The organism is Polaribacter ponticola, assembly GCF_026191475.2.
Classification (GTDB): Bacteria; Bacteroidota; Bacteroidia; order Flavobacteriales; family Flavobacteriaceae; genus Polaribacter; species Polaribacter ponticola.
In genome coordinates, this window is sequence record NZ_JAOSLC020000003.1 from 2,223,422 (window position 1) to 2,243,124 (window position 19,703).

At 30.5% G+C, this 19,703-nt stretch carries 12 protein-coding genes and 3 pseudogenes; 6 read left to right on the forward strand and 9 right to left on the reverse strand.

Annotated features, from left to right (window positions below; all coding sequences use genetic code 11):
* Positions 1-89 precede the first annotated feature (89 nt).
* From ilvD to N5A56_RS15290, 6 genes and pseudogenes are all read left to right on the forward strand, one after another.
* Complete coding sequence (gene ilvD / locus N5A56_RS15265; RefSeq protein WP_265726576.1) at positions 90-1,766, forward strand: dihydroxy-acid dehydratase; 1,677 nt, start codon at positions 90-92, stop codon at positions 1,764-1,766.
* A gap of 101 nt (positions 1,767-1,867) precedes the next feature.
* Positions 1,868-3,602: pseudogene (gene ilvB / locus N5A56_RS15270) on the forward strand (biosynthetic-type acetolactate synthase large subunit).
* 1 nt (position 3,603) lies between these two features.
* Positions 3,604-4,134, forward strand: a complete 531-nt coding sequence (gene ilvN, locus N5A56_RS15275) for an acetolactate synthase small subunit (RefSeq protein ID WP_265726574.1) — start codon at positions 3,604-3,606, stop codon at positions 4,132-4,134.
* 10 nt (positions 4,135-4,144) lie between these two features.
* A complete protein-coding gene (gene ilvC / locus N5A56_RS15280; RefSeq protein WP_265726573.1) occupies positions 4,145-5,620 on the forward strand; it encodes a ketol-acid reductoisomerase in 1,476 nt (491 codons plus the stop codon).
* A gap of 93 nt (positions 5,621-5,713) precedes the next feature.
* Positions 5,714-6,976 (forward strand): threonine ammonia-lyase IlvA, encoded by a 1,263-nt coding sequence (gene ilvA, locus N5A56_RS15285; protein WP_265726572.1) that lies wholly within the window; start codon positions 5,714-5,716, stop codon positions 6,974-6,976.
* Between the two features lie 160 nt (positions 6,977-7,136).
* On the forward strand, positions 7,137-8,729 hold the full coding sequence (locus tag N5A56_RS15290; RefSeq protein WP_274270532.1) for an NADP-dependent glyceraldehyde-3-phosphate dehydrogenase: 1,593 nt from the start codon (positions 7,137-7,139) through the stop codon (positions 8,727-8,729).
* Between the two features lie 54 nt (positions 8,730-8,783).
* Here N5A56_RS15290 and N5A56_RS15295 read toward each other — a convergent pair whose 3' ends face one another.
* From N5A56_RS15295 to N5A56_RS15330, 9 genes and pseudogenes are all read right to left on the reverse strand, one after another.
* On the reverse strand, positions 8,784-9,974 hold the full coding sequence (locus tag N5A56_RS15295) for an RluA family pseudouridine synthase (RefSeq protein WP_420793194.1): 1,191 nt from the start codon (positions 9,972-9,974) through the stop codon (positions 8,784-8,786).
* Positions 9,971-10,465, reverse strand: coding sequence for a hypothetical protein (locus tag N5A56_RS17760; RefSeq protein ID WP_420793195.1), 495 nt, complete (start codon positions 10,463-10,465; stop codon positions 9,971-9,973). The genes N5A56_RS15295 and N5A56_RS17760 overlap by 4 nt, the downstream gene beginning before the upstream one ends.
* Positions 10,465-12,435: an LTA synthase family protein gene (locus N5A56_RS15300; RefSeq protein WP_265726571.1), complete on the reverse strand. Its 1,971-nt coding sequence runs from the start codon at positions 12,433-12,435 to the stop codon at positions 10,465-10,467. Before N5A56_RS15300 ends, N5A56_RS17760 begins: the two co-directional genes overlap by 1 nt.
* A 33-nt stretch (positions 12,436-12,468) precedes the next feature.
* Positions 12,469-12,852, reverse strand: a complete 384-nt coding sequence (locus tag N5A56_RS15305; protein WP_265726570.1) for a hypothetical protein — start codon at positions 12,850-12,852, stop codon at positions 12,469-12,471.
* A gap of 22 nt (positions 12,853-12,874) precedes the next feature.
* Positions 12,875-15,720 (reverse strand): annotated as a pseudogene (gene polA / locus N5A56_RS15310) (DNA polymerase I).
* A 146-nt stretch (positions 15,721-15,866) separates the two neighbouring features.
* The gene (locus N5A56_RS15315) at positions 15,867-16,847 is read right to left on the reverse strand and encodes an acyl-ACP desaturase (protein WP_265726568.1); all 981 of its coding nucleotides are present in this window, start codon (positions 16,845-16,847) and stop codon (positions 15,867-15,869) included.
* 3 nt (positions 16,848-16,850) lie between these two features.
* Entirely contained in the window at positions 16,851-17,579 is a 729-nt protein-coding gene (locus N5A56_RS15320) for a lysophospholipid acyltransferase family protein (protein WP_265726567.1), read from the reverse strand.
* A gap of 2 nt (positions 17,580-17,581) precedes the next feature.
* A pseudogene (locus tag N5A56_RS15325) lies at positions 17,582-18,003 on the reverse strand (hypothetical protein).
* Positions 18,004-18,100: 97 nt separating this feature from the next.
* Entirely contained in the window at positions 18,101-19,687 is a 1,587-nt protein-coding gene (locus tag N5A56_RS15330) for a hypothetical protein (RefSeq protein WP_265726565.1), read from the reverse strand.
* Positions 19,688-19,703: the final 16 nt, after the last annotated feature.

A 19,703-nucleotide genomic window follows, 5' to 3' on the forward strand; every position in this document is an offset into this window, starting at 1 on the left:
ATACCTGAATTTAAAGAATGTTATTGAAGTATATTCAATAAAAATAGAGAAACATAGTAATTTAGACAACAAATTGAATAAAACAGTAGATGAAATTAAATAAACACAGTAGCAGATTAACACAAGATGAATCTCAGCCAGCATCTCAAGCAATGTTGTACGCTGTAGGTTTAACTGATGAAGATATGAGCAAAGCTCAAGTTGGTATTGCAAGTACAGGTTACGATGGTAATCCTTGTAACATGCACTTAAACAATTTGGCTGCTGAGGTAAAAGTTGAATCTAAAATTGCTGGTTTAGTAGGTTTAGGGTTTAATACAATTGGTGTTTCAGACGGAATTTCTATGGGAACTTCTGGTATGAATTATTCATTAGCTTCAAGAGATATTATTGCAGATTCTATTGAAACTGTTATGAATGCACAAAGTTATGATGCGTTGGTTTCTGTAGTTGGTTGCGATAAAAATATGCCAGGAGCCGTAATTGCAATGTTGCGTTTAAACCGTCCGTCAATTATGATGTATGGCGGAACAATTGCATCAGGAAGTTACAAAGGAAAAAAATTAAATATAGTATCAGCTTTTGAGGCTTTAGGTCAAAAAGTATCAGGAGAAATAGAAGAAGACGAATATAGAGAAATTATAAAAAGAGCAATTCCAGGAGCAGGTGCTTGTGGCGGAATGTACACCGCAAATACTATGGCTTCTGCGATTGAATGTATGGGTTTTGCATTGCCTTATAATTCATCTATACCAGCAGAAAATCCTAATAAATTATCTGAAGCAGAAAGAACCGCTTTAGCTATTAAAAATTTATTAGAACTAGATTTAAAGCCTTTAGATATTATTTCTAAAAAATCGTTGGAAAATGCAATAGCAATTGTAAATGCATTAGGAGGATCTACAAATGCAGTATTGCACTTTTTAGCAATTGCACACGCAGCAAATATTGAATTTACTTTAGAAGATTTTCAAAAAGTAAGTGATAGAACGCCATTAATTGCAGATTTAAAACCATCTGGAAAATACTTAATGGAAGATGTTCATGGGGTTGGTGGAACACCTGCAATTATGAAATATTTATTGCAAGAAGGATATTTACATGGAGATTGCTTAACAGTTACAGGTAAAACGTTAGCAGAAAATTTAGCGAATGTTGAAGCAATGGAATTTGAAGATCAAGATGTAGTTTTTCCAAAAGATAAAGCATTAAAATCATCAGGTAACATTCAAATTATTTATGGAAACCTTGCAGAAGAAGGTGCTGTTGCAAAAATTTCTGGAAACGAAGGGTTGCTTTTTGAAGGAAAAGCAGTGGTTTACGATGGAGAGCAAGCAGCAAATACAGGTATTTCTAACGGAGAAGTAGAAAGAGGAGATGTAGTCGTCATAAGGTATGTTGGACCTAAAGGAGGACCAGGAATGCCAGAAATGTTAAAACCAACTTCTTTAATTATGGGAGCAGGTTTAGGAAAATCTGTAGCTTTAATTACAGATGGTCGTTTTTCTGGAGGAACGCATGGTTTTGTGGTCGGACATATTACACCAGAAGCACAATCTGGAGGAACTATTGGAATTCTTGAAACAGGTGATAAAATTAGAATTAGTGCAGAAGACAACTCTATTAATGTTTTACTTTCTGAAGAAGAATTAGCAGAAAGAAAAGCAAAATGGGTTGCACCAGCATTAAAGCATAAAAAAGGAATTTTGTACAAATATGCTAAAATGGTAGCATCTGCATCTAAAGGATGTATAACTGACGAATAATAAAAGAATCAAGAAGAGAGAAATAAGAAAATAGAGAAAAGTAAAAGATTGTAAAGTCTTTATGTTATCATCTCTATTCTTTCATCTAAAAATATAAGAATATGGAAACACAAACCATAAAAAACGAACAAAATACAACAACAGTTACAGAAAGAATTTCTGGTAGCGAAGCAATTGTAAGATGTTTAATAGCTGAAGACACAAAAATAATTTACGGTTATCCTGGTGGAGCAATTATGCCGGTTTATGATGAATTATATAAATATCAAGATAAAATTCATCACGTTTTAACACGTCATGAGCAAGGTGCTACGCATTCTGCACAAGGCTTTGCAAGAATTTCTGGTAAAGTGGGTGTTTGTATTGCAACTTCTGGTCCGGGAGCAACCAATTTAATTACCGGTATTGCAGATGCACAAATAGATTCTACACCAATGGTGTGTATTACGGGTCAGGTTTTTTCTCATTTATTAGGTTCTGATGCATTTCAAGAAACAGATATTGTTGGTATTTCTACTCCAGTCACAAAATGGAATTGTCAAGTAACAAAAGCTTCAGACATTCCTGCTGCAATTGCAAAAGCATTTTACATTGCAAAAAGTGGAAGACCTGGACCTGTTTTAATAGATATTACTAAAGATGCTCAATTAGAAGAATTCGATTTTTCTTATGAAAAATGTACAAGAGTAAGAAGTTATAATCCAGTTCCAAAAACAGAAATAGCCTCTGTAGAAGCTGCAGCTAAATTAATTAATGCAGCTAAAAAACCATTAGTTGTTTGGGGTCAAGGTGTTATTTTAAGCGAAGCTGAAGAAGCATTTAAAGCCGTAATTGAAAAGGCAGGAATACCTTCTGCATGGACAATTTTAGGGGCTTCTGCAATTCCAACTTCACATCCATTAAATGTTGGTATGGTTGGTATGCATGGTAATTATGCGCCAAATGTTTTAACTAATGATTGCGATGTTTTAATAGCTATTGGTATGCGTTTTGATGACCGTGTTACTGGTAAGTTAGATACATATGCAACACAAGCAAAAGTTATTCATTTTGAAATTGATCCGGCAGAAGTAGATAAAAATGTAAAGACAGATGTTGCTGTCTCTGGGAGATGCAAAAGCTAGTTTAGAAATGTTATTGCCTTTATTAAATGAAAATACGCATCCAGAATGGTGTAAAGAATTTGCAGATTTATACGCTATTGAGTATGAAAAAGTAATTAAAGACGATATTCTTCCAACGAAAGATGGATTAACAATGGGTGAAGTGCTGCATCAAATTAACATTCAAAGTAAAGGTAACGCAGCAATTGTAAGTGATGTTGGTCAACATCAAATGATTGCTTGTAGATATGCAGAGTTCAACAAAACTAAAAGTAATATTACTTCTGGCGGATTAGGTACAATGGGCTTTGGTTTGCCTGCAGCAATTGGTGCTAAAATGGCTGCTCCAGATAGAGAAGTTGTTTCTATTTCTGGTGATGGTGGTTACCAAATGACAATTCAAGAATTGGGTACAATTTTTCAACAAAGAGCAGCAGTAAAAGTAGTGGTTTTAAATAACGAATTTTTAGGAATGGTACGTCAATGGCAACAGTTGTTTTTTGACAAACGTTATGCATCAACAGAGATGGTGAATCCAAATTTTGTTGCCATAGCAGAAGGTTATTACATAAAAGCAAGAAAAGTTACTAAAAGAGAAGATTTAGCAGATGCTGTTAAAGAAATGATGGAAAGTAAAGAAGCTTACTTTTTAGAAGTTTGTGTAGAAAAAGAAGGAAATGTTTTTCCAATGATACCTACAGGAGCAAGTGTTTCAGATATAAGATTAGAATAATATGAGCGTAGAAAAACAATTATATTCAGTATCTATTTATACTGAAAACAATATTGGATTGTTGAACAGAATTTCAGCAATTTTCCAAAGAAGACATATAAATATAGAAAGTTTAAATATTTCTCCATCAGAAATAGAAGGTGTTTCTAAATTTATCATTGTAGTAGATATGACTGAAGATAATGTAAAGAAAATTATTGGTCAGATAGAAAAACAAGTAGAAGTTATTAAAGCTTACTATCATAATCTTGATGAAATTATTTATCAAATTTCAGGACTGTTTAAAATTAAATCTGAATTACTGTTTGAAGAACCTCAAATTCAGAATATAATTAAGGAAAGTCATGCTAGAATAGTTACTGTAAACAAAGACTTTTTTGTTCTTGAAAAATCAGGAAAAAAAGAAGAAGTAGTAGCATTATATAATCAATTAAGCGTTTTTGGTATTATGCAATACACAAGATCTGGTTTAATTTCAGTGACCAAAGAAGAGATGAAAATATCATCATTACTAGAAAAATACAACAACTAAATAAATTAAAATGTCAAATTATTTTAACACATTAACATTAAGAGAAAAATTAGAACAATTAGGAAAATGTCGTTTTATGGACGCTTCAGAATTTGAAGACGGAGTAGCAGCATTAAAAGGAAAGAAAATTGTTATTGTAGGTTGTGGTGCACAAGGTTTAAACCAAGGTTTAAACATGAGAGAATCTGGTTTAGATATTTCTTATACTTTAAGACAAGCTGCAATTGATCAAAAGAGACAATCTTTTATCAATGCATCATCAAATAATTTTGAGGTTGGTTCTTATGAAGAAATGTTACCAAGTGCAGATGTAGTAATTAATTTAACTCCAGATAAACAACATACAAATGTTGTAAACGCAGTAATGCCTTTAATGAAAAAAGGAGCGACTTTATCGTATTCTCACGGTTTTAATATCGTTGAAGAAGGTATGAAAGTTCGTGAAGATTTAACGGTAATTATGGTGGCGCCAAAGTCTCCAGGATCTGAAGTTAGAGAAGAATATAAAAGAGGATTTGGAGTACCAACATTAATTGCTGTTCACCCAGAAAACGATCCACAAGGAAAAGGATGGGCAGAAGCAAAAGCTTATGCAGTAGGAACTGGAGGTAACAGAGCGGGAGTTTTAGAATCTTCTTTTGTTGCTGAGGTAAAGTCTGATTTAATGGGAGAACAAACAATTTTATGTGGTTTGTTACAAACAGGAGCAATTTTATCTTTCGATAAAATGGTAGAAGAAGGAATTGAGCCTGGTTATGCAGGTAAATTAATTCAATATGGTTGGGAAACTGTAACGGAAGCTTTAAAGCATGGTGGAATTACAAACATGATGGACAGATTGTCTAATCCTGCAAAAGTAGAAGCGTTTCGTTTATCAGAAGAATTAAAAGACATTATGCGTCCATTGTTCCAAAAACATATGGATGATATTATGACAGGTCATTTCTCTCAAACGATGATGGAAGATTGGTCAAATGATGATAAAAACTTATTAACTTGGAGAGCTGCAACAGGAGAAACTGCTTTTGAAAAACAAGTAATTACAACCGATGAAATTCCAGAACAAGAATATTTTGATCACGGAACTTTATTAGTTGCTTTTGTAAGATCTGGTGTAGAGTTAGCTTTTGAAGCAATGACAGATTCTGGAATTATAGACGCATCTGCATATTATGAATCTTTGCACGAAACTCCATTAATTGCAAATACAATTGCAAGAATGAAATTAGCAGAAATGAACCGTGTAATTTCTGATACTGCAGAATATGGTTGTTATTTATTTGACCATGCTTGTAAGCCTTTATTAACAGTTTTTATGAAGGATGTAAAAACAAATGTTATTGGTAAATCATTCAGTTCAGAAAATGGTGTTGATAATCAAGAATTAATTAGAATTAATGCTATTATTAGAAATCATCCTGTAGAAATTGTAGGTGCTAAATTAAGAACTGCAATGACAGCAATGAAAGTAATAAAATCGGCATAATTTAATTATACAATGGATCGTGTTCCATTGTTGAAAAATATCAAAACCTGTCAGATTTAATTCTCTGACAGGTTCTCTTTTTATATTCGACCCATGCAAACAAAACCATATTATTTTCCGAGTTTAGAAAACGTAAAAACGGCTGCTAATAATTTAAAAGGAGTAGCTTTTGAAACTCCTTTGAGTAAAAATTTTAATTTATCAAAAGAATTAGAAGCAACTATTTTCTTTAAAAGAGAAGATTTACAAGTTGTACGTTCTTATAAAATTAGAGGAGCATACAATAAAATGTCTTCTTTATCTTCGGATGAAAAACAACGTGGAATTGTGTGTGCAAGTGCAGGAAATCATGCACAAGGAGTTGCTTTGTCTTGTAAGTTATTACAGATAAAAGGAACTATTTTTATGCCTTCTCCAACTCCAAACCAGAAAATTAACCAAGTAAAAATGTTTGGAGAAGATTTTATAGAAGTGGTTATTGAAGGAGATACTTTTGACGATGCTTTTAATGCTTCAAAATTAGAATGCGATGCTAAAAATAAAACGTTTATTCATCCTTTTAATGATGAAAAAGTAATTGAAGGACAAGCAACGGTTGGTTTAGAAATTTTAAATAAAACGCAAGAGAAAATAGATTATGTTTTTGTACCAATTGGTGGTGGTGGTCTGTCTGCAGGTTTATCCTCAGTTTTTAAATATTTGTCTCCAGAAACAAAAATAATTGGTGTAGAACCAGAAGGAGCGCCTTCTATGCTAACATCTATTAGAAATAATAAAAATACCGCTTTAGATAAAATTGATGCTTTTGTAGATGGTGCAGCAGTAAAAAGAGTTGGCGATTTAAATTTTGCTATTTGTAAACAAAACTTATCGGAAGTAATTACAGTTCCAGAAGGTAAAGTATGCCAAACAATTTTAGATTTGTATAACAAAGATGCAATTGTTGTAGAACCAGCAGGAGCATTAAGTATAGCTGCTTTAGATTTTTTTAAGGATGAAGTTAAAGGGAAGAATGTTGTTTGTGTAGTAAGTGGATCTAATAACGATATTACAAGAACTGCAGAAATTAAAGAACGTGCATTGTTGTACGCAAATTTAAAACACTATTTTATTGTAAAATTTCCTCAAAGAGCAGGAGCTTTAAAAGAGTTTGTTGCAGATATTTTAGGGACAAATGATGATATTACTCATTTTGAATATACAAAGAAAAATAACCGTACAAATGGAGCTGCAGTTGTAGGTTTAGAATTAAAATCTTCAGAAGATTTAGAGCCATTAATTAAAAGAATGAAAGCAAATAATTTCTTTGGCGACTACTTAAATGATAAACCAGATTTATTTCAGTTTTTAGTTTAATTATTAGACGTTTCAATCTAATTGTACTCCGAAAACCATTTCGTCTTTTAAACCATAAATAAGATGTTTTAACGTTATTTTTAGTTAATTTTGAAGAGTAAATAATGGTTTATCGGTTTTTAAAATTAGAAGCTTTTAAGCAATTTATAAAATTCAATTTATGAAGAATACATATAAAGAAATTCCGAACGAATATAAAATTACATCACTTGTAAATCAAAATACATATTTGGTTGGTGGTGAGTTAAAAGAATGGAAAGGAGAGACAGCAGAAGTTTACTCAACAATATCATCTACCAAAGAATACAAACCAACATTGCTAGGAACAGTTCCTAATTTAACAGGAGACGAAGCAATTGATGCTTTAAATGCTGCTTCTAAAGCCTATGATAAAGGACAAGGTTTATGGCCAACTATGAAAGTAGAAGGTAGAATTGCAGCTATGGAAAAGTTTGTAGTGCAAATGAAAACCAAAAGAGAAGAAATTGTAAAACTTTTAATGTGGGAAATTGGTAAAGCTTTACCAGATTCAGAAAAAGAATTCGATAGAACAATAGATTATATCTACGATACTATTGAAGATTACAAGCAAATGGATAGAGATTCTGCAAAGTTTGAAAAAAGTAGCGGAGTGCATGCACATATTAGAAGAGGTCCTTTAGGTGTTGTATTATGTTTAGGGCCATATAACTACCCTTTAAATGAAACTTTTGCGTTGTTAATTCCTGCTTTAATTATGGGAAATACTGCTGTTTTTAAACCAGCAAAACATGGAGTTTTATTATTATCGCCATTATTAGAAGCATTTCAAAGTAGTTTTCCTGCCGGAGTTGTAAATATTATTTATGGTAGAGGTAGAACTTTAGCAACACCAATTATGAAAACTGGTTTGGTAGATGTTTTAGCGTTAATAGGTAACAGTAAATCTGCAAATGCAATTCAAGAAAATCATCCAAAGAAAAATAGATTACGTTTAGTGTTAGGTTTAGAAGCTAAAAACCCTGGAATTGTTTTACCAGATGCAGATTTAGATTTGGCAATTAACGAATGTTTAGCGGGAGCTACTTCATTTAACGGACAACGTTGTACTGCTTTAAAAATATTATATGTTCACGAGCATATTGTAGATGAATTTAATAAACGTTTTGCAGCAAAAGTAGATGCTTTAAAATTTGGAAATCCTTGGGAAAGTGGTGTGAAATTAACGCCATTACCAGAACCTGGAAAACCTGCCTATATTCAAGAGTTAATTGATGATGCTACTTTAAAAGGTGCAAAAGTGATTAATAAAAAAGGAGGAGAAACTACCGAAAACTATATTTTTCCAGCAGTTTTATATCCTGTTTCTAAAGATTCTAGAGTTTTTGAAGAAGAGCAATTTGGACCTGTAACTCCTATCGTTTCTTTTAAGAACATTCAAGAACCTTTAGATGATATGGCAGCCTCTAATTACGGACAACAAGTAAGTGTTTTTGGTAGCGAAGTAAAAACTTTAGCACCATTAATAGATACTTTGGTAAACTTGGTGTGTAGAGTAAACTTAAACAGTGCAGCACAACGTGGACCAGATGTATATCCTTTTACAGGAAGAAAAGATTCTGCAGTAGCAACTTTAAGTGTGCATGATGCTTTGCGTTCTTTTTCTATAAGAACATTTGTTGCGGCTAAAGACACCGATTATAACAATGCTATTTTACAAGAATTGTTAGATAAAAAAGCTTCTAATTTTATTAGTACAGATTATATTTTGTAAGAATTTTTAAATATTGAAAAACCTCCTAATTTTTTAGGAGGTTTTTTTATGTTTTTAAAATTCAGGAGCAATACTAAAACTCATTTTTTCATTTGTAGTAGGATGAAAAAATTCTATAAACTCAGCATGAAGGTGTAATCTACTTGTTTTTTTGCCATATAAATCATCACCTATAATTGGAGTGTTTAATCCGTTTTTATGTGCTGCATGAACTCTTAATTGATGAGTTCTGCCAGTAATAGGGTAGAAGTGAACACGCGTTTTACCATTCTCTATTTTAATGATTTCCCATTTTGTTTCTGCGTTTTTACCATATTCAAAATCTACTAATTGTCTTGGTCTATCATCTAAATCTACTCTTAAAGGAAGCTTAATTGTTCCTTTTTCTTCGGATAAAATTCCATCTAATAATGCTATATATCGTTTTTTAATAGTTCTATTTATAAACTGACTTTGTAAAGCTTTATTTGCTTCTTTTGTTTTGGTAAGTAATAAAATTCCAGAAGTAGACATGTCTAATCTATGTACAATTATTGGGCCTGTAGCGTCTGGATACTTTTCTTTAATTCTAGTGTAAACAGAGTCTTTTATTTCTTTTCCGGGAACCGATAAAAATTCTGAAGGTTTGTTAATTACTAGCATAACATCATCTTCATAAATAGTTTCAAACGTTTGTTTTTCTGCTAAATTTTCTAGTAAAAGATTGTCATCCATTTTTAAACCTTCTAACATATGTGATAGAATGGGTTTGCATCTGCTTTGGCAAGCAGCATAAAAGTTTTTGTGTTTTCTTATAGCGGAGTTAGGTGAAATTCCCCACCAAAATTCTGCCATTGTTATAGGTTCTAAGTCATTAGCAAAAGCATATTGTAATAATTTTGGAGCAGAACATTCTCCAGAACCTGCAGGCGGTTTTATGGCAGGGTTATTAAATATATCTAATAAGTTTTTTAGTTCTTTCTGTTGATTTAAAAACGCGTATTTACTAAATAATGTTTGCTGTAAGTAATTCGATTTTTCTCTTCGTTCTTCTTTTAACGATGCAATTTTTTGCTCAATAGAAATTAATTCTTTGCTTATTTTTTCTGTTTTAGAGTTGTAATATTCTTGTAACTCTTTATAGAAAAACTGATTATTAAAACTCTCTTGTTCAAGTTGTTTGGTTAAGGTTTTAAATTCAATATTATTAGAAGTTGAAAGTGCCTTTTTCTTTCTGATTTTTCTATCAGATTTAGCCAATTTCATTTTTTTCTTTGATATTCTAAATCATCAGCTATTTCTTTATTGGTTTTATTTACTAAATCTTTTAAGGCTAAATAGTGTTCGCTATTTTCTAAAATTGTTAATTGATTGTTTATTTCATCAATTTCTAATTCTCCTTTTATGTAAAAACTACCTTCAGTTCTCATGTTAAAAACAGGAGGTACAAATTTAATAGGTAAACTTTTATCTGCAAGTTTACCAGAAAATGCAGCCAAATAGCCAATTTTATTTTCTTTGTTTTTAACAACCAATACACCAAACATTTTACCCACAGGTAAATTTGTTTTAGATGTATCTAAACCAAAATTATGTTTAAAATCGGTTTGAGATTCTAAGTAATCTTGCAGCTCATTTGTTGCAATTTTTGCAAGTTGATGAGGTTTGTAATAAAACGGAAATGTAAATTTTTCTGGCAGGAGTATTTTAGAAATATCAGTTTTAAAAGACTGATAATGAATATTTTTTTGATTCATTATTTATTGAATTCTGTATTTTTTAATCCGCCGTTTTTAAATAATTCAAAAGCAGATTGATAATAAGAAATCGTTTCCTTTAAGAAAATAGTATCTGTTTTTGTAGTTGTAAGTTCGTTTTTTTCTTTATCCCAAAGATAAGAAGTGTGCTGTTTTTGTGTTTCTAAAATTAATAATTTATTAGGTTTTAATAGACCAACTTTTCTGTGATTTCCTATAAAAGCTCGTTCATCATTTGGTGTCATTTTAGAAATATCTTTACCAAAAAGAGTAGAGTTGTAGTTCCAGTTTAAATATCCAAAAAGTGTAGGAAAAATATCTATCTGAGAAGATAATTTATCAATCTCTTTTGGAGTTTCGTTTTCTAAATTAAAAATGTAAGCAGGAATATGATGATTTTGAACATTAATTTCTGTTCTACCAGCGCTATATGCACAATGATCTGCCATTACAATAAATACTGTGTTTTTAAACCAAGGTTTGTTTTTTGCTTTTTCAAAGAATTGTTCAAAGGTTTTATCAGCATATTTTACTGCGTTTTCTCTTGTTTTTTCATCAGACTTTATAACACCTTTTGGGAAAGAATAAGGGTGATGATTAGAACTTGTCATTACAAAATTAAAGAAAGGTTGTTTACTTTTATATTGCTCATCAACCGTTTTTATGAGTTTATTATATACATCGCCATCACATGCTGCCCAGGCATTTTCAAACGTTACTTCATTGTCCTCAATTCGATTTCTTTTAGTAGGTAATTTTTCTGCTAATCTGTGTGATTTTTTTCTATCAACGATATCAAAACCGTTATAACTAAAATAGTTTGTCATATTATCAAAATGACCATCACCACCATATATAAAAGTTCTCGAGTATCCTTTTTGCTTAAATACTTCTCCAATAGTAAAAAGATTATCGTTGTTTTCTCTTTTTACGATACTTCTACCTGGTGTTGGCGGAATAGCTAAACTTATGGCTTCCATTCCTCTAATCGTTCTTGTACCTGTTGCGTATAGATTTGTGAAAAAGATAGATTTTTTAGCAAGAGAATCTAAAGCTGGAGTCCAATTATCTTCACTGCCAAAACGTTCCATAAAACGAGCATTTAAACTTTCTAAACCAATAAAAATAACATTGGGCTTTTGCTCTATTCCAATATTTTTAGTGTAACGTTTAATATTTTTTCCAAAGTTTAATAAACTATCATTCTCCGCTTTTATTGAGTTTCTTAATATGGAATAATTTTCATTAGGTGAAATCGTAACATAAAAATCTTTAAAGTTTAACTCATTACTTTTATAGGCTGCAAAAAAAGAATAAATACCAGACTTTGCTAATTCATTTTCATTAACATTCGTAAAGTTTTCAGCTTGAACGTTTTTAATATTTATATGAAATAGAATAACTGTTAAAAGTAGAATTGTAAAAGGAATTATTTTTGCCTTAAAAGAGTCTGAGTTTTCAAATGTATTTTTATATGCGTCTCTTTTTTTTGCAAATTTTATTGATAAAATCAATACTAAAACTATAAAACTAATTACAAGAGGTAAAGGAAAACTTTGGTGTATGTTTTCTACAACTTCATATGTGTATAATAAATAGTCTACAGCAATAAAATTAAACCTTCTTTGGTACTCTAACCAAAAAGGGATTTCAGCTAAAAATGAAAAGGTAATTATAAAGACGAATAGTCCGAAAGAGAATTTAGTAATGATCTTATCTAGTTTACTACCGTGAAATTTAACAGGTATTAATAATAGATAAAAAGCATAAAGAGCTAAAAAATAAGCTAAAGAACCAATATCAAAGAATAAACCAATTCCTAAAATTTTGATTAAATTAATAAATGAAAAATCAATATGATTAAATGCATAAAAGTATAAACAAAGCCTAACGATAAATGCGAATGTTAAATAAATAAAAGCAAATGTTTTTAGTAAACTAAATCGTTTTGGTAAAATTCTATTTATCATTCTATACTCTTTTTTTATTTAAGTTTTTAATTATTAGATTTCACTAGCAGATGGAGAAAACAATAAATCAGTTGGGTTATCTAGGTCATATAAATATTGATATGATCTTGTTTCTTTCTTACAAAAAGGTTCTATTAACCTTATCATTTTATTAAAACCTTCTAAGGTTAATATGCAAAAAAATGTTTTACCGTCTTTAGTTAAGATTCCTTCATCAGACTTAAACAAACCAAATATTAAATTACAATTTATTGTTGTTATAAAATTTACTTTAGATACATCTAATTTTTGCTTTTTAGAAATAACAATATCTTCTAAAAGAGTTTTAAACTTAATAGCTTCTGCTTTGTTAAAGTTATAAAGTCGTACAACATTTTCGTCTAAACCATTTACGTTTTCTATATAATCTAATTCCATTTCTTTTACAGAATTTTTTAATTTAATGTGCCTCTAGCCAATTATAACCAATACCTATTTCCACATCTAAAGGAACACTCATTTTAAAAGCATTTTCCATTTCGTGTTTTATAATTGGTTTAATGGTTTCTAACTCGTCTTTATGAGCATCAAAAACCAATTCATCATGTACTTGTAATAGCATTTTCGATTTAAAACCTTCTTTCTCAAAACGATTATAAATATTAATCATAGCTAGTTTAATAATATCTGCTGCAGAACCTTGTATAGGCGCGTTTACTGCATTTCTTTCTGCACCGCTTCTAACCATAGCGTTTCTAGAATTAATATCTTTTAAATATCTACGTCTGTTTAAAACAGTTTCTACATAACCGTTATCTCTTGCAAAATCTACTTGAGCGGTCATATATGCTTTTAATTTTGGGTAGGTTTCGTAATAAGTATCTATTAACTCCTTTGCTTCACCTCTAGATAAATCAGTCTGATTACTTAATCCAAAAGCAGAAACACCGTATATAATACCAAAGTTTACTGTTTTTGCATTACTTCGTTGTTCTCGCGTTACTTCTTCTAAAGGAACATTAAATACTTTTGCTGCTGTAGAAGCATGAATATCTTCTCCATTTTTAAAAGCTTCCATCATGGTTTCTTCTTCACTTAAAGCAGCAATAATTCGCAATTCAATTTGAGAATAATCAGCCGCTAATAAAACATATTCCTGACTTTTAGGAATAAATGCTTTTCTAACTTCACGACCTCGCTCAGTTCTTATAGGTATGTTTTGTAAATTCGGGTTGTTAGAACTTAGTCTTCCTGTTGCAGCAACAGCTTGCATGTATTGGGTATGAATTCTTCCTGTTTTAGGATTCACTTCATTTGGCAATGCATCTACATACGTACTTTGTAGTTTTTTATATTGACGATATTCTTTAATATCTCTTATAATTTTATGTTCTTTTTCTAAAGCTGATAAAATATCTTCTCCCGTTTTATATTGACCAGTTTTGGTTTTCTTAGGTTTATCTACCAATTTCATGTTCTCGAACAATACAATTCCTAACTGTTTTGGTGATGCTATATTAAACTCTTCGCCAGCTTGTTCGTAAATGCTTTTCTCTAAAGCATCTATGTCATTTGTTAATGCTATAGATAGTTCCTTTAAAAAATCAGTATTTACATTAATACCCTCAATTTCCATGGCCGTTAAAACGGAAACTAAAGGTAACTCTACTTCATTAAATAATTTGGTTACATTACCACTTTCTAATTCTTTTGTAAAATGTTCTTTTAATTGAAGTGTAATATCTGCATCTTCTACTGCATATTCTGTTTGATCTTTAATTGGAACAACTCTCATAAAAAGTTGATTTTTACCTTTTTTACCAATTAATTCAGTAATTGAAACAGGTTGATAGTTTAAATAAGTTTCTGCCAAAACATCCATGTTATGGCGCATATCTGGATTGATTAAATAATGCGCAATCATGGTATCAAACAATTTCCCTTTTACAGGCATTTGGTAGTTAGATAAAACCTTGATATCATATTTTAAATTATGACCTATTTTTTCAATATCAGATTCAAAAAAAGATCTAAATTCCTCTAGAATAGTTTTTGTTTCTTCTTGGTTTTCTGGAAAAGAAACATAATAGCCTTTTCCGACTTCGTATGAAAAAGCGATACCAATTAATTCTACTTCCAATGCTTTTAAACCTGTTGTTTCTGTATCAAAACAAACCGAAGTTTGTGACATTAACTTTTGGATTAATAATTTTCTTGAAAAAGGGAGTCTATATGCTGATAAAAATGATTGGTGTTTTCTATTGTTTTAAATCCGGATGCAACAGCTTCTTCTGTTACACTTCCTGTTCCTGGGGCTGCAAATAAATCGAATTGCCCTTCAGTATTTGAAATTGTTTTTTTAACACCTTCCTTAGGTTTTTCTTCCGTTTTATTTTCTGTAGTTTTTGCTGCAGTTAGATTCTCTACATTAAAAGTTCTTAAGAAATTAGTTAAAAGGTTTCTAAATTCTAAATCGTTAAAAATTTCTGTTACTTTTTCTTTATCAGGTTGGTCTAATTCAAAATTTTTTGCATCAAAAGTAACAGGAACATCTAGCATAATAGTGGCTAGTTGTTTAGAAAGCAACCCAAGTTCTCCGTTTGCTTCTATTTTTTCTTTCATTTTACCTTTTAGTTCATGGGTATTTGCTAACAAATTTTCCATAGAACCATATGCGGCTAAAAATTTCTTTGCAGTTTTTTCTCCAACACCAGGTAAACCAGGAATATTATCTGCAGAGTCTCCCATCATTCCTAAGAAGTCGATAACTTGTATAGGATCTACAACACCAAATTTTTCTTGCACTTCAGGTACACCCCAAATATCATAACCACCGCCAAAACGAGGTTTATACATACAAATATTTTCAGAAACTAGTTGAGCAAAATCTTTATCTGGTGTTACCATAAAGGTTTTGTATCCTTCTTTTTCTGCTTGTTTTGCTAAAGTACCAATAACATCATCTGCCTCAAACCCTTCCTTAACCATTATAGGAATGTGCATAGCTTTTAAAATTTCTTGTATGTAAGGAACAGCTAGTTTTATAGCCTCTGGAGTTTCGTCTCTATTGGCTTTGTAAGCCTCAAACATTTCTACTCTATCTACACTACCTCCTTTATCAAAACAAACCGCTAAATGATCTGGCCTTTCACGTTTTATTACATCGAGTAAAGAGTTCATAAAACCCATAATTGCAGAGGTATCTAATCCTTTACTATTTATTCTTGGGTTTTTTATAAATGCGTAATATCCACGAAAAATTAATGCAAATGCATCAACAAGAAATAGTCTTTTTTGGTCTGCCATTATAAAAATATTGAAGTTATAAAACTACAAAAACTTATGCGGTTTTAACTTTACAATTAATGACAAATTTTAAAATGAATTATAAGGTTCTTTTTTAAAGAAAAAACAACCTTATAATTTAAAATAATGTAATTATAATTGGTTTATTAAGACGGAATCATCCATTTAAACTCAAACTTAGTATCTGGTATTATAATTCTCTCAGTTATTCTATACATTCTATCAGGTAATTTCATTAACCAATCTCTAGCTTTTTCTGCTTCTGGAGTTAGGTTTTTAATTTTATCAATTTCCCAAGTAGTATTTAATTTTTTTATGATGTCTACATAATCAAATCCTGCATAAACACCAATTCTTTGAGCTACAACAGAAAAATCATCAAATAATGTCCCTTTAGCTTCATGAGAGTGTCTTAAATGTAATGCTGGCATTACAATTTTATATTTCATCATATCTCTAAAAGCTAACATCATTTCTGATGGGTCTATCGTAAAAATCTGTTTCACAAAATCTGTGTATGCAATATGGTGACGCATTTCATCACCTGCAATTATTTTAGACATTTTAGCTAAAGCTTTGTGTCCTTTCTTACGTGCTATTTTTGCTACATTATTGTGAGAAATATAAGTTGCTAATTCCTGAAAACTTGTATAAACAAAGTTTTTATATGGATCTGAAGAAGTACCAATATCAAAACCATCTGCAATTAAATGTTGCGTAGTAATTTCTACTTCACGCATATTTACTCTGCCAGATAAATATAAATATTTATTTAAGGTATCTCCGTGTCTGTTTTCTTCTGCGGTCCATGCACGTATCCATTTTGCCCAACCATTATCTGGGTCTTGGTGTATACCGTCTAAATCTAATAACCAAGATTCGTAAGTTGGTAAAGCTTCTTCTGTAATAGTATCACCTACTAATACAACCCAAAAATCATCATCTAACTCTTTAGATAATTCTCTAATTTCTTCTACTTCAGAAATAAAAGTATCTTTTTGTGAGTTTGGTAAGAAATCTGTTGGTTGCCAAATTTTTTCTGCAGGAATTAAGAATTTATCAACAAAGGTGTCAATATTCTTTTCCAGAGTTTGCATTACTTCTTTTCTAATGTTCTTTATAGACATTTTTTATTTTATGTGATCCTTTATTACTTTTTCTGTTTTTGCTAATAGTTCATCAAAAGGTAAAGAATCTATTTTTATTGGTTGATGTGTTGTTATTTTAATCGGACTAAAAATACCTAATGGGAATTTACCGTATTTAAAAACTTTCCACGAGTTGTTTATAGTTAAAGGTACAACATACCCTTCTTTATTGTATTTGCTAAGTACTTTTAATCCGTTAGGTGCAAAGTTTTTAGGTTTACCATTTCTACTTCTAGTTCCTTCTGGAAAAATAACTGCAGACCATTTATTTTTATTTATGTTTTTAGCAAATTTTGCTAAAGTAGATATTGCTTGTTTGGGGTCTTTCCTATCAATTAAAGCAGCTCCGCCATTTCTTAAATTAAACGAAATACTTGGTATGCCTTTACCTAACTCAATTTTTGAAACAAATTTTGGATGGTATTTTCTAAATGCCCAAATAATAGGAGGTATGTCGAACATTCCTTGATGATTTGAAACAAAAATTATAGTTGTGTTTTCTGGTATTTTTTGCTTGTTTTCTACAGAAACATTTATTCCTAATGTAATTAATGATTTTGTTAAAAACCAATTCATATAATCTACTACAAATTTATGACCTTTATAACCAAAAATTTTTAAACCAATCCATTGTATAGGGTGAAAAATCAATAATAAAGAAAAAAATACTATTGCAAATATAGATGAGAATATAAAGCTTATAATTTTCATGTTTAGAACCAGTTACTCCAAGGGATTCTTGATAAAATCAATAATAAGGCAATACCATAAAATATAGCAAAAGTTTTAAATTTTGCAGCATCTTCTGTTTTCTTTTTGTGTTTAGACCAACCAATTGTAATAAAAATAATAGCTAATATCATCATTACAGGATGTTCTACTGCTAATAATCTAGTAGCTTTATCTCCCATAACTTCACCACCGTTTTCTTTAAGAGCTTTAAACCAAGGAGACATAAAGTACCAGCCTAAGCCTATTAATAATTGAATATGTGTTACAATTAAGGTAAATAACCCTATGCGTAAATCTTTATCTGTGAATTCTTTTTTTGTATTAGACCAATAATTGCATTCACAACTGCAAAAATAAGAATTGCTAAAACTAAATAAGCCCAATAAGAATGTATGTCTTTCATAATGTTGTAGTTCGTTTTTAATAATGTAAAGTTACTAATTTTGCATAAAAAAACCACCTCGAAAGAGGTGGTTTTATATTATTTAAATGAAATACGATTATTGTAAAACATAATCAGCTCCAACTTTAATTACGTTTGTTGTTCTAGTACTGTTTGTACCATCATAAACTGCGTAAGTAACAGAGAATTTTTGTCCTTCTTCAGAAGAAGGGAAGTTTGCTTTTAATATAGTATTAATTTTAACTAAACGAGCTTCAATTTTTTCTTCATCCTTTCCTGTTCTAACATCGAAATTGTTGTATCTATCATTACCAACTAAAGCATAATCTGCATTTGTTAATGTGTATTTAATAGTATTATCTGGAACCCAGTTTGTACCATCATGTCCAAATTTTAAAATTGTATCAATTACAGTAGGAATTGCATTCCAAACCGAACCATCAAATACATAGTTTACATTTTCAGTATTTAAAGAACCACTATATAAATCGTATTGTACCGCAACAAAATCATCAGCAGCTGCAAATTGATATAGAGTTTCTAAGTAAATTCCTATTTTATAAAGAGCTTCATCTTCATTACTAAAGTTAGGGTAACTTTGCCCCATAACTGCATATTCAGCACGGCTGAAAGTAATAGGAGCAGCCCAAGAACCTGTATAAGTAAATCTTGTTGTTTTAGAAATAACTGTAGCTTCTACTAAAAGGTATCCAGAACCATCAAATTCTAAAAGCATGTTTAAAGTAGTATTCGTACCATTATAAACAGCATAAGTAACAAAGTATTGATCACCACTAACTGAAGAAGGGAAGTTGTTTAATAAAATAGTTTCTATTTTAGCTCTTCTTGCTTCTACAGTTTCTTCGTCTTTACCTTCTCTTGTATCAAAGTTATTGTATTGTCCATTACCTACAGAAGCAAAATCTGCATCTGTTAAAGTATAACCGTTAATTAAAACATATTCACTAGAAGCATTTAATTGTAATAACATTTGTAACACACCGGCAGAACCATCATAAATAGCATAAGAAACTAAATATTGTTGTCCAACAGCTGCATCAGGGAAATTGTTAAGTAAAATAGTTTCTATTTTAGCTCTTCTAGTTTCAATTTCTTCTTCAGCTCTACCAGATCTAATGTCAAAATTATCATATTGTCCGTTTCCAACTAAATCAAAATCATCATCAGTTAAAGTATACTCTATTTGAGGAGCTAAAGTGTTATATGTTAAATCTACAACACTACCATTTGGTTCAGAAGGAAATTGAGCTCCTAAAAAAGCATTAAAATCTCCACTTGTATTTAAACTAGTTGCCCCAAAATCTGTATAATCTGCATCTGTAAGTGTATAAGCTTCAAAATTAATAGGGCTATATAACTTATAAGTTATTGCAGCAGATGAAGCTTCATTAATAGATCCATCAGATTTATAAGTAACTCCTAATGCAGGATATGTATCAGTTATAAAAGCTGGTAACATTGATTTTGCATCATCTATAGAACTAAAGTTACCGAAAGATAATTCTAAAGTTTTATAATCTTCATCTGATAATGTACGTGTAACATCACCTACAATTGCATCTAAATTTGTTTTAGTATCGATTTCTTCATAAATGTCTTCCATTGGGTTACATGACGTAAACAGCAAAGAAAGTATTGCGAAAGAATAAAATATTTTTTTCATTTTTAAAAGGTTTTAA

What these genes read in the sequence shown, in the direction of transcription:
- ilvD (WP_265726576.1), top strand. Translation starts at nt 90, where the DNA reads ATGAAATTAAATAAACACAGTAGCAGATTAACACAAGATGAATCTCAG.
- ilvN (WP_265726574.1), top strand. Translation starts at nt 3,604, where the DNA reads ATGAGCGTAGAAAAACAATTATATTCAGTATCTATTTATACTGAAAAC.
- ilvC (WP_265726573.1), top strand. Translation starts at nt 4,145, where the DNA reads ATGTCAAATTATTTTAACACATTAACATTAAGAGAAAAATTAGAACAA.
- ilvA (WP_265726572.1), top strand. Translation starts at nt 5,714, where the DNA reads ATGCAAACAAAACCATATTATTTTCCGAGTTTAGAAAACGTAAAAACG.
- N5A56_RS15290 (WP_274270532.1), top strand. Translation starts at nt 7,137, where the DNA reads ATGAAGAATACATATAAAGAAATTCCGAACGAATATAAAATTACATCA.
- N5A56_RS15295 (WP_420793194.1), bottom strand. Translation starts at nt 9,974, where the DNA reads ATGAAATTGGCTAAATCTGATAGAAAAATCAGAAAGAAAAAGGCACTT.
- N5A56_RS17760 (WP_420793195.1), bottom strand. Translation starts at nt 10,465, where the DNA reads ATGAATCAAAAAAATATTCATTATCAGTCTTTTAAAACTGATATTTCT.
- N5A56_RS15300 (WP_265726571.1), bottom strand. Translation starts at nt 12,435, where the DNA reads ATGATAAATAGAATTTTACCAAAACGATTTAGTTTACTAAAAACATTT.
- N5A56_RS15305 (WP_265726570.1), bottom strand. Translation starts at nt 12,852, where the DNA reads ATGGAATTAGATTATATAGAAAACGTAAATGGTTTAGACGAAAATGTT.
- N5A56_RS15315 (WP_265726568.1), bottom strand. Translation starts at nt 16,847, where the DNA reads ATGTCTATAAAGAACATTAGAAAAGAAGTAATGCAAACTCTGGAAAAG.
- N5A56_RS15320 (WP_265726567.1), bottom strand. Translation starts at nt 17,579, where the DNA reads ATGAAAATTATAAGCTTTATATTCTCATCTATATTTGCAATAGTATTT.
- N5A56_RS15330 (WP_265726565.1), bottom strand. Translation starts at nt 19,687, where the DNA reads ATGAAAAAAATATTTTATTCTTTCGCAATACTTTCTTTGCTGTTTACG.